This window comes from Candidatus Hydrogenedentota bacterium (assembly GCA_016791475.1).
GTDB lineage: Bacteria > Hydrogenedentota > Hydrogenedentia > Hydrogenedentales > JAEUWI01 > JAEUWI01.
Window position 1 is genome coordinate 1 of sequence record JAEUWI010000101.1, and the last position, 11,413, is coordinate 11,413.

General features: G+C 61.9%; 9 protein-coding genes. 4 read left to right on the plus strand and 5 right to left on the minus strand.

Annotation, left to right across the window (positions count from 1 at the left end):
- Positions 1-199 precede the first annotated feature (199 nt).
- The 3 genes from JNK74_27875 to JNK74_27885 all read left to right on the plus strand — a co-directional run bounded on the left by JNK74_27875 (position 200) and on the right by JNK74_27885 (position 5,325).
- Positions 200-3,304, plus strand: coding sequence for a DUF1553 domain-containing protein (locus tag JNK74_27875; GenBank protein MBL7650010.1), 3,105 nt, complete (start codon positions 200-202; stop codon positions 3,302-3,304).
- A gap of 231 nt (positions 3,305-3,535) precedes the next feature.
- The gene (locus tag JNK74_27880) at positions 3,536-4,996 is read left to right on the plus strand and encodes a DUF1501 domain-containing protein (GenBank protein MBL7650011.1); all 1,461 of its coding nucleotides are present in this window, start codon (positions 3,536-3,538) and stop codon (positions 4,994-4,996) included.
- A 149-nt stretch (positions 4,997-5,145) separates the two neighbouring features.
- Positions 5,146-5,325 (plus strand): hypothetical protein, encoded by a 180-nt coding sequence (locus JNK74_27885; GenBank protein MBL7650012.1) that lies wholly within the window; start codon positions 5,146-5,148, stop codon positions 5,323-5,325.
- 134 nt (positions 5,326-5,459) lie between these two features.
- Here the strand turns inward: JNK74_27885 and JNK74_27890 are convergent, their stop codons facing one another.
- Genes JNK74_27890 through JNK74_27900 form a run of 3 tightly spaced genes read right to left on the minus strand, consistent with a single transcriptional unit; the run spans position 5,460 to position 6,539 of the window.
- Positions 5,460-5,870: a hypothetical protein gene (locus JNK74_27890; GenBank protein ID MBL7650013.1), complete on the minus strand. Its 411-nt coding sequence runs from the start codon at positions 5,868-5,870 to the stop codon at positions 5,460-5,462.
- Positions 5,871-5,913: 43 nt separating this feature from the next.
- The gene (locus JNK74_27895; GenBank protein ID MBL7650014.1) at positions 5,914-6,315 is read right to left on the minus strand and encodes a type II toxin-antitoxin system VapC family toxin; all 402 of its coding nucleotides are present in this window, start codon (positions 6,313-6,315) and stop codon (positions 5,914-5,916) included.
- Entirely contained in the window at positions 6,315-6,539 is a 225-nt protein-coding gene (locus tag JNK74_27900; protein MBL7650015.1) for a hypothetical protein, read from the minus strand. The genes JNK74_27895 and JNK74_27900 overlap by 1 nt, the downstream gene beginning before the upstream one ends.
- 166 nt (positions 6,540-6,705) lie before the next feature.
- Between JNK74_27900 and JNK74_27905 the strand changes: the two genes are divergently transcribed.
- Complete coding sequence (locus JNK74_27905; GenBank protein ID MBL7650016.1) at positions 6,706-7,881, plus strand: MBL fold metallo-hydrolase; 1,176 nt, start codon at positions 6,706-6,708, stop codon at positions 7,879-7,881.
- Positions 7,882-7,974: 93 nt separating this feature from the next.
- On the opposite strand, the gene JNK74_27910 is transcribed toward JNK74_27905, so the two are convergent.
- Positions 7,975-10,023: an alpha-galactosidase gene (locus tag JNK74_27910; GenBank protein ID MBL7650017.1), complete on the minus strand. Its 2,049-nt coding sequence runs from the start codon at positions 10,021-10,023 to the stop codon at positions 7,975-7,977.
- Positions 10,024-10,142: 119 nt separating this feature from the next.
- Complete coding sequence (locus JNK74_27915) at positions 10,143-10,322, minus strand: DUF1232 domain-containing protein (protein ID MBL7650018.1); 180 nt, start codon at positions 10,320-10,322, stop codon at positions 10,143-10,145.
- Between the last annotated feature and the right edge of the window lie 1,091 nt (positions 10,323-11,413).

Consider the following 11,413-nt stretch of genomic DNA (forward strand, 5'->3'; position numbering starts at 1 on the left):
ATCATGGCAAAGCAAAACGCGGAGGGGACATTTTCATTGAGTTAAGGATGGGGACATTTCTAAAGAGTTCCGACACCCAGGGCGTCGGGCTTGCATTGCCGGGGCGGTTGTGCTTCAATTTGGGAGAGTTGGCGCGCCCGTCCTTTCAGATTCTTTTATCCCTCCGGCCCGCGCGCCCGGACCCAAGAGAGCAACATCCATGAAGTACTCCCTCCAGCGCACCCTGGGCCTTTGCCTTGCGGCCCTGTCCTCCACCGGGGCAATAGCCGCACCCGCTGACTTCCAGCAGGACATCCTGCCGATCCTCGGCGACCGGTGTTTTGCGTGCCACGGCCCCGATGCGAGCCAGCGCAAGGCCGAGCTGAGGCTTGACGTGGAGGCGGACGCCAAGAAGACGGCCATCGTTCCCGGTCAGGCCGACACCAGCGAGCTGATCAAGCGTGTCCTGTCCACCGATCCAAAAGAAGTGATGCCTCCGCCCGATTCCGGCAAGCCGGCCCTCAGTCCCGAAGAGGCCGCACTCTTTCAGCGCTGGATTTCGGAAGGCGCGAAGTGGCAGGGGCACTGGGCCTTCACCCCGCCCGTCAAGACGGCGCCGCCGGAGGTCGCTCTGGGCACCTGGCCACGCAACGATCTCGACCGCTTCGTCCTGGCGCGTCTGGAATCCAAAGGGCTCGCCCCCTCGCCCGAGGCCAGCCGTGAAACGCTGATCCGCCGCTTGTACCTCGACCTCACCGGCCTGCCGCCTTCACTGGAAGCCGTCGACGCATTAGTCATGGATAACGCGCCCGACGCCTATGATCGTCTCGTGGACCAACTGCTCGCCTCCCCCGACTATGGCGAAATGATGGCCCGCCACTGGCTCGACAGTGCCCGCTACGCCGACACCAACGGCTATCAGAACGACTTTCAGCGGGTCATGTGGCCTTGGCGCGACTGGGTCATCCGGGCCTTCAACGACAATATGCCCTACGATCAATTTCTCATCGAGCAGATCGCGGGCGACCTTCTGCCAAACGCCACGGAGTCCCAGCGTATCGCCACGGGCTTCAACCGGAACAACAAATCCGTGACGGAGGGCGGCTCCATCGAAGCGGAGTGGCAGGTGGAGAATATCGTGGACCGCGTGGAGACCACCTCCACGGCCTTCCTTGGTCTGACCATGGGCTGCGCCCGCTGCCACGATCACAAGTACGATCCGATTACACAGAAAGAGTTCTACGAGTTCTACGCCTTTTTTAACAGCACCGAAGACAAGGGATTTTACGAGGAGACCCGGGGCAACACGGGCCCCCAGGTGTACCTGCCCAGCTTCGAGCAGCAGCGCAAGCTCAACGAACTCGACGGCGAAGTTAATCGCGCGCGACTGGCCCTCGAAGGTGAGCGGGCCCGCATTGGCGCGGACTACGACGCCTGGCTCGCCGCCCTGCGCACCGTCACGCCCGCGAGTGAAGCCCAGGCGCCTCGCTTCGCGGCTCCGCTACGGGGAGAACTCCCCCCGAGCGCGACGTCGACCGCGCCCACCTGGACTTCGGGACTGCTGGGACAGGCCCTGATGCTCAATGGTACGCCCGAGGCCACGCTGAGCCTGGGCGACGGATTCACCTTTGATCGCGAGAAACCCTTCAGTGTTTCCCTCTGGGCCCGTCCCGACGGCGATGGTGCCCTCTTCAGCAAGATGGACGAGGCCAATGGATTTCGCGGAGTGGATATGCTGGCCTTCGGCGATGGTCGCATCGATGTACACGTGATCAACGCCTGGGACAGCAATGCCATCAAGATCGTCAGCGAGCCCGCTTTCACCCCCGGCGCGTGGTCCCATTTCTGCCTGACCTACGACGGTTCCAGCAAGGCTTCCGGTCTGCGCCTCTACGTTAACGGAATACCCGTGGGCGTGAAGGTGGAGAAGGACGTCCTCACCGGCCCCATCGACACCGCGCAACCCCTGCGCATCGGCCAGCGCACCGCCAGCACCTATTTGAAAGGAGCGATTTCCGACCTGGCCTTCTTTGATCGCGCCCTGGCCGAGTCCGAGCCTGAAGTCCTCCTGGAAAGCGCGCTTGCGGCGGCCTTGCCCGCCGAAGTACCGGAGGAGCAGGCCAAGACGCTGCGCGCCCATTTCGATGCCCGAATCGCCCTGCAGGTGAAGCCCCAGCAGGCCGCATTCGACGCCGCCCAGAAAGCGCGAAACGAGTTCACCAGGGAAATTCCCAGCGTCATGGTGATGCAGGAGCGCACCGAGCCCCGGCCCACCTACGTACTCAAGCGAGGCGTCTATGACGCCCCCGATACCACCCAGCCGCTCCAGCCCGACACCCCCGATTTTCTTCCGCCCCTGAAAGCGGGCGCGCCGCGCAACCGACTGGGACTCGCCCAGTGGATGGCCGATCCCGCAAACCCCCTTACGCCCCGCGTTGCCGTTAATGCCTTGTGGCAGTCTCTCTTCGGTGTCGGACTTGTCAAGACCACGGAAGATTTCGGCGTGCAATCCACACCGCCGGCGAATCCCGCCCTGCTTGACCACTTGGCCCTGCACTTCGTCGAGTCCGGATGGAACATCAAGGCCATGCTCAAGACCCTCGTTACCAGCGCGACCTATCGCCAGTCCAGCACCGTGAGCGAGGCGCTTCTGGCGGCCGATCCGGAAGGCCTGCTCTATTCCCGAGCGCTGCGCTACCGCCTCTCTGCGGAAACCGTGCGCGACACCATGCTTTCCACCAGTGGCCTGCTGCGGAGACGTCTCGGGGGGCCCTCCGTCATGCCCTATCAGCCCGACAAACTGTGGGACGAGCTGGCCGGTGGCGCGGGCCAGGGTCCCTACGTCCAAAGTCATGGCGCCGACCTTTATCGCCGCAGCTTGTACACCTATCGAAAGCGCACCGTGCCCCATCCCACGTTGACCTCGTTTGACGCGCCGAGCTTCGAGAAATGTCTGGTTCGTCGGGGTCGTACCAACACGCCTCTCCAGGCGCTCGCCCTGCTGAACGGTCCCACCTACATCGAGGCCGCGCGCAATCTGGCCCAGCGCATGATGGCCGAGGCCCAGGGAGATCCCCGCGATCGCATCGCCTACGGTTTCCGCCTGACCACGGGCCGCCGCCCTTCCCAGACCGAGCTGGATACACTGGCAAAAGGCTTTGAAGGATTCTCCGCAAAGTTCAATGGCAATCCCGAAGCCGCGACCCAGCTTGTCACCAACGGCGAGTCGCCCGTTCCCGAATCCTTGCCAAAAGGCGAACTCGCGGCCTACACCACCGTCGCGGGTGTGCTCATGAACCTGGATGAAGCTATTACACGAGAGTAACGAAGTCGAAAATTGAAACAGGGTCAGGGGAATGGTGAATGAAACCAGTTTGCGCCGCTTCCAGCCCCATACGCCCCATAGGCCCTCATAGGCCCCATAGGCCCCATAAGACCCATAAGACCCATAAGACCCATAAGACCCATAAGACCCATAAGACCCATAAGACCCATAAGACCCATAAATTCCACCCGGCCCACCGGCCCGAAAATATAATCAACGGAATCACACACCATGGACCCACTGAAATTTGCCCAACAGATTAACCGCCGCGACTTCCTGGCCCGCAGCGGATGCAGCCTCGGCGCCGCCGCGCTCGGCCTTCTGGGCGGGCTGAACAGCCGCAATGCCGCCGCCGCACTCGACAGCGATGCGGGCCGCGCCGCAGTCGCCCACTTCGCGCCGAAGGCAAAGCGTGTCATCTACATGTTTCAATCCGGCGCGCCCACCCAGATCGAGACCTTCGACTACAAGCCCAATCTGCACACCCTCAACATGACCGAGCTGCCCGACAGCATTCGGATGGGCCAGCGCCTCACGGGCATGACCTCGGGCCAGTCGAGCTTCCCCGTAGTCGCCTCACGCTTCAAATTCGCCCAGTACGGCCAGAGCGGCGCCTGGATCAGCGAGCTATTGCCCCACACCGCGGGTGTGGCCGATGACCTGTGCATCCTCCGCGCGGTCCACACCGAAGCGATCAACCACGACCCGGCCATTACCTTCTGCCAGACCGGGTCCCAGCTTCAGGGGCGGCCCAGCATGGGCGCCTGGGTGGCCTATGGCCTCGGCTCCTCCAACCAGAACCTGCCCTCCTTCATGGTGATGGTTTCGCGCGGCACGGGGCGCCCCAATGATCAGCCCCTCTATGATCGCCTCTGGGGTAGCGGCATGCTCCCCAGCCAATATCAAGGCGTCAAACTGCGCAGTGCCGCCGACCCCGTGCTCTATCTGGCCAATCCCGCCGGCTGCGACACCGACACGCGACGCCAGATGCTCGATCAGCTCCGCGCGCTCAACCAGGAGAAGTACAGCACCGCCGGCGATCCGGAAATCCTCACCCGCATCGAGCAATATGAACTCGCCTTCCGCATGCAGGCCGCCGTACCCGATCTCACCGATATCTCAGGCGAGCCCCAGCACATCCTCGATATGTATGGTCCCGAAGTGCAGAAGCCCGGAACCTACGCCCGCAATTGCCTCCTCGCGCGCCGCATGGCCGAACGCGATGTGCGCTTCGTCCAGCTCTACCACATGGGCTGGGACCACCACAACGACCTGCCGGCCCACCTCACCAGCCAATGCCGCGATACGGACCAGCCCTCAGCCGCCCTCGTGGCCGATCTCAAGCAGCGCGGCATGCTCGAAGACACCCTCGTCATCTGGGGCGGTGAATTCGGCCGCACCGTCTACAGCCAGGGCAAAGTCACCGACACCACCTACGGACGCGATCACCACCCAAGGTGCTTCTCCCTCTGGATGGCCGGCGGCGGCATCAAGCCCGGCATGGTCCACGGCGAGACCGACGACTTCAGCTACAACATCGTGAAAGACGGCGTCCACGTCAACGACCTCCACGCCACCGTGCTCCATTGCCTGGGTCTGGACCACGAGCGCCTCTCGGTAAAATACCAGGGCCTCGACGTGCGCCTCTCCGGCGTCGAACCACGTCAGGTGGTGAAGGCGATATTGGCGTAACGCGCAAGCGATGCCTTTTCAAAGAGAGGACGAATAGGGCGGATACGACGGATCGGTCAATCGGTCGTATCCGTCCTATTCTTCCAACCGACGGTGTAGGAGCGAACTCAAACCTTCAAGACACTTCCGAAATCGTGTACAATACGGTCATGGAAAGCAAGACGCTCGAACAATCCAATCCGCACCTTCAGGACCCGGAAAAGGCCCTGCGCCAGCGGCTGCGCAGTCTGGCGAGCTCGACGGCAATTGAAACAGGGGAGATGATCGCGCAGGTGGAAGATCGAATCACTCGTCTTCGTGCGAAGCGAAGTCGCAAAGAGCAAGCTTGACCATTTCTTCCATCGGACGATAGTCGTCCAACCCCGCGTAGATTGCGTTAAAGTATTGACCTTTATTCGCGTCCCAAGAACTGAAGTCAAACACCGAATGGCGGGCCTGCGGATGAGGGTAGCGACACACTTGGTTATGTTAGTGCCAAGTACGCGAGCGGAATGCCAACGCACGCGGAAATTAGCAGGATGTAGAGAAAAACACTAAGTGAGCGCGAAAGCGCCACGACGTCGTTGTCAACTTTTACATGTAACGTGCGTTGCGTCGGCGGCACAGTCAATCCCAGGCTACTGCTCCACACCCAGTGCACGGTATTCTCCGTCTCACAGATGTACCAGACTCCCCGGTCATCAGCGTAGCGCGCGGGCACTTTCAGATATACAGGGTTGAAGTTGATGGAAGGAAATGGCGATTTCAGTAACATTCCGATGATCGTTACATCTTCAACCATGCCACCTTCGTTCTCTATGGTGCTCTGCACGGATGCGCGCAACGCCCGATTGCGTTTGTTCCACCGCATGAACTTTAGAATCTCGCCGATCATGTTCGTTGAACTCCTCCCGACAGACCAAGTCATCCGAGAACCCTCAAAGGCATTCCCAATCTTCCAGCCGCAATCCTGATACGCGCGCGAATTCCCGCGTGTTGTGCGTGACCAGCACGGCTTCGTGAGCCAGGGCCGTGGCGGCGATGAGCAGGTCGTTCGCCCCGATGGGCGTTCCCTTGGCCCGAAGATCGGCGCGAATCCGGCCGGCGACTTCCGCGCAGCGATCATCGAAAGGCAGGCTTGCAATGGGATTCCAGAATCGTTCAAGCGCCTGGAGATTCGCTTCGACTCTCTGGCTGTGCCATGCGCCGTAGATGAGCTCTGATTTGACGACACTGCAAATACTCAGCCGCCCCGCATCCTCCCTGCTAAAGCGCGCTACAAGCGCAGCATCGGAGTCTTTCAAGATGTGGACGCAGGTATTCGTGTCGAGAAGCATCATTATTCGAGTTCCAGGCGTTTCTCATACTCGAGCTGCTCGGGCCGTTCCAGGTCGCCCTGCCAAGACCCAATCACATTCTCAAAATAGCCCTCGGGCCAGCCGTCGCCGACTTCCCGCTCGAGCAGCTTGACGAGATACTCGGAAACAGACAGGTGTACTTCGCCCGCCTTCTCTTCGACCCGGCGCGCGAGTGGTTCGGGTACTTCACAAGATAACCGAGTCATGGTTGATCCTCCAGGAGTGGAATCTTTCCGGCGGTATTGTAGCACGGCCTCGGCGGAGCGCAAACAAGGAAGTGGCTTGCACGTTCGCCGGGTGCTGTGATTGAATGGAGCACGTGAGAAATTATTGGGGGCAACGGGCGCGACGCAGTCAGGGAGACTCAGGCCAATGCGACTTACAATTACAGCCCTCATCACCGTTGGCGTTATCACAGCGGGCCTCTACTCCGCCCCCGCCGAAGAGCCCGCACGCGTGCGCATCAGCCCGCTCCTGAGCGATAAAGACGACCACTACATTTCCCGCCAGGCCGAAGTATTTCTCAAGCGCGTGCGCGAGGTGCTCGCCCAATTTCCGCCCACGCCGAAGCCCGGCCTCGAACGGAAGATGGCCTTCAGTCTCCTCGATGCCGTAACCCACGAGACCTATGCGCCCAACCGCCCCGAGCTAATCACCTTCCACCACGAACGCATCGGGGCCGCCGTAACCGAGATTGAATCAACTACCGTCTCCGACGGCGCGCGCATCTGGCAGCTCTATAACCACGGTTTTGTCGTCAAAACGAAAACAGTGACCCTGGGCTTCGATCTCTTTCGCGGCCCGAGCCGGACACGGGGCCAGGATCTCACCGGGGAAATCGTTTCCATCCCCACCCCCGATTTTCCCATCGACGACGACGTGGCGAAGCGCCTCGCGGCCCAGTGCGACGTGTTGTTCATCAGCCACCTCCACCAGGACCACGCCGACCCCTTCATTGCCCGTGAAATGATCGAACAGGGTAAGCCGGTGGTGGCCACGACGGAAACCTTCGCCGATGCGGGCCGCTATAAGGATCTGGGATTCGATATCGCCACCGTCCACAACGGCCTGACCTTCATGGAGCGCAAGGTTCACGAGGTGCAGAAGCTCCCCGTCCAGCAGGGCAAGATTGTACTCGACGTCATCGTGAACCCGGGCCACCAGGAAAAGGCACTCTGCAATAACGTCGTCGTCAAGACGCCCGAAGGCCTCACCTTCGTCCACAACGGCGACCAATACAACGATCCCACCGACCCCGAGCAGAAAGACTTCGAGTGGATCGACCAGATGGGCGACCATTCGGATATCGATGTGGTCATGACCAACTGCTGGATGGAAGATCCCCTGCGCTACGTGGAAGGGACGCGCCCGAAACTCACCATCTTCGGACACATGATCGAGATGGGCCACCCCTGCTGGGACCGCATGGCCTACTGGGGCGACGCCGAATACATTCAAAGCACCTACGACAAACTGCTTGCGTCCGATCACCTCGTTCTGATCATGGCCTGGGGCGAGTCGTACCACTATATGCGGCCCGCCGGTTGAGCGTCTGCGCGGTGCTGAGTGGATCGCCGCCGTGAGCTTGCCCGTGGGCTTTGCCACCTCTCGCAGCTTTCCCAGACCGAGAGGAGTCTCTGCTCAATCCACCCGACGGTATTCCAGCAGCAGCGCGCCCGGTTGCTCCGCAATTTCCAAGGTCAACCCTGCGAGGTCCGCACCGCTCATGCGTACGGCGCTTTCGGGTACGTAGCCGGGAGATCGGGTGACTTCGTAGGCTGCGGCGGGCTCGATTTCGCGGGGGGCGCAGGGGAAGTTGCCTTCTGGGGCGGCGTGTCGGCGGAAGGCCAGGATCATGCCGTCGCCTTGGGCCGGGCGGTGGTATTGAAGGACGCACCACGCGGCCGGATCGGTGGAGATGGGGGAGAGGGTGTAGAAGTTGCCGGCGTAGTATTTGCGGATGCGCTTGCCCTCGGCAATGCCCTGGGCGAGGAGTTCGCGGGGGTAGTCGGCGGCGCGGATGTCCTCGCAGAAAGAGGCGCCCGCATTGAAGCCGCTGCGGAAGAGGTACGGCGTCGCGCCCATCTGGCCGCTGGTGTGGTAGGGGAGGTAACGGCTGAGTCCCGCCGTGATGACCTGATTGCGAATCGCGGCTTCGTTGTAGTCGTGGCCGAGGAGCGGGCCGATGGTGCCGTCGGTGCGCCAGAGGGGGATGGACCGGGCGCAGGTTTCCAGATCGATGCGCTGCCCGCCGGAGGCGCAATTGTCGATGAAGACCCCCGGATTGGCGGCCAGGAGTTCGTCCCACTGCTGGTACAGGCTTTCCACATAGCGGATTTCGGCGAGGCCCGCACGGGCGGGATCGGCTTCGTCCAATAGCGACCAGGTCACGCCGTAGTCCACGGCGTTGTCGATCCGGAGGCAGTCGATGCCGTATTCCTTCACGGCGGTGTCAAGGTAGCGCGTGGTGTAGTCCCGCACTTCGGGCAGGTCCATTCGGAGCATGCCGCCATAGCCCATGCGATCCGGCGGGGGCATCAGCACCCAGTCGGGGTGCTCCGTGGCCATGAGCGTGCCGGGGGCAATGCGCTCCGGCTCGAACCACAGGAGAAATTTCATCCCCGCATCGCGGGCGGCCTGGCCGATGGGCGCCAGCCCGCGGGGAAAGCGCGTCTTGTCCACTTCGCGATCCACGGGGAGCACGTAGTTGCCGATGGTGGGAAAGCGCTCCCGTCCGCGATAGGCATCGAGCCAGAAGTACTCGAAACCGAGTCCCCTTGTCGATGCCAGATGCGAAAGTACATCCGCCTCAGTGCCGTCGTCCATTTCGTAGAAGGCCGTGCTCAGATGGGCGATGGGCGGCGTCACCGGCTGCCCGTCGATGCGGGGGCTGATGTGGCGCAGGAGCGTCTGGCGAAAGGCGTTGTAGCCCCGCCAGGGGTCCTCGCCGGTATAGCGCAACTGGAGAATGCGTGGCCCGCGAATCGACTCGCCCGGCCGGACTGTTGTGCGCAGGGACTGGAGTCCGGCTTCGATGCGCAGGGTATCGTTTTCACGGTGTACAGAAGCGTTCCATCGCCCGGTCCAGCCGATGGCGGTGACCACGCCGCCCCCGGGCCACGCGCAGGTGAAGAAGGGGCAGGCCTCCTTCGAAGAGCGACCATTCTGGGGCGCAAAGTCGACCCGTGCGCCCACAGACAGGGGTGTGTCGAAGGGTTCCCAGTCCGTGGCCCCGGCCGTGCTTCCGCGCAATTGATGGAGGGTGACTGCAGCATCCGCGCCGACGCTCTCGGCGGTGGCCAGGGCCCGTACGTGTTCCAGCGGGAGGCTCTCCACATTGCCCCGGTTGGCGAAAAAGATTGTCCAATCCACACCCGCCGTGTCCAGGTATATCCGGCACGCAATCCGCACCTCGAAGCCCGATGCGGGATCGTGATACACCACCGTGCGCTTGCGCATCGCGCCATCGGCTACCTCCGCTTCCACGGAGCGCGTCCACGCGGGCAGAAGCTCGGAAGAGGGGCGGCCGCCGTAGACAAACGCGATCGGAGGAAGAGCAGCGCCCGTGGCCGGGAAGGCGGCCTCACCCCACGCGATGTTGTGTTGGATATCGTCCGCTGCGGTTGCGCTTTCGGAGATGGCCGGAAATGCGATCATGGCAGTGAACAGAAAGAGCGCGGCGAATCTCATGGAGGTACTCCCGAATGGCCCCGACGTTGATTGGGCCGGGCGCGGTGTCAGTTCACTCGATTTTGCGCCCCGCATCCTCGCGCAATCAAGGAAAAGCCCACCACTTGCACCAAGCCCATTCACCGCCCCCCGCGTTGTCCCATCAGCCCCTTCACCAATCCCAACATCCGTCCACCCAGCGGCAGGCTTCCCAGCGCCAACAGCACGATATCATCCAGAAAGCCAATCGGCCCCACCAGTGCTTCAGGAAGGAGATCGGCGGGCATGAGCAGGTAGGCACCCGCGAGCAGGAGCACCATGCCACCGGCCAGCGTGCTGAGCAGGTCGATAACCTTCGCGACCGGCTGGGGCAAATAACTCTGCTCCAATATTTTCGTGGCGTAGACCTTGCCCGTGTCGCGGCTGTATTCCAGCAGGCCCGCATCGGCCAGGGCGGTGACTTCGCGGTTGACCTGGGCCTGGTGTTCGTCGTCGCCATCCTGTCCGCCGAGGTAAAAAAGCACTTCTCGTTCGGTCAGGGGCCGCTCGCGCGCTTCCAGCAGCAGTTCGCGCAGCGCGGGACGGAGGGGCAGGCGCTCTTCCACCGCGCGGGGGAGATAGACCGTCTCCCGGGCAATGAGGAGGAAGCCCGCAAACCAGAGCAGGTAGGCCGTGAGGATGCCGAGGTTCCAGGGGTAAAGGCCGTAGGCCAGGGGCAGGATCATGAAGAGGATGAAGCCCGCATACGACTGATACGCGAAGGACAGCACCAGCACAAATGCGCAGATAAGATAGAGAGGACTCAGGAAAAAGGTGGCCGTACCTTCCCCCGTCACTAGTCCAAGCAACGAGATCGCCTGGCCTTGCAGGGACTGATAGAGGCGGGCCAGGGGCCAGTCTCCCTCATTGCCGAGTACGTGGGTCAAGCCAATGAGTACCGTGATGAAGATAACGAAGGCGGAAATGACGGCTGGCAGCTCGTGGTAAGAGCCCAGGCGGGGACGAAGCAGGAAGAGAAACGCCACCGTGATAAGGGTGAGTACCGTGGCGGGCATCAGATGACCATGATAGATCCACAGCCCCGAGCGAAGAATGAGCTGGGAAACCGCCGTCAGCATCAGCAGCCACCCGGTGAGAAAGGTGGCCCACTCGAAGCGGCCGTCAGAAGCGGCGCGCGCCGAAGGCGCTGGCAATGCGGTGATGGTGGTCATGGCAATAGTCCAAATGGGTCTTATGGGTCTTATGGGTCTTATGGGTCTTATGGGTCTTATGGGTCTTATGGGATTTTCAGTTTTCATACTGACCCATACGACTCATAAGACTTATAAGACCCATTTTCAGCCTTCAGCCTTCAGCCTTCAGCCTTCAGCCTTCAGCCTTCAGCCTTCAGCCTTCAGCCTTCAGCCTTCAG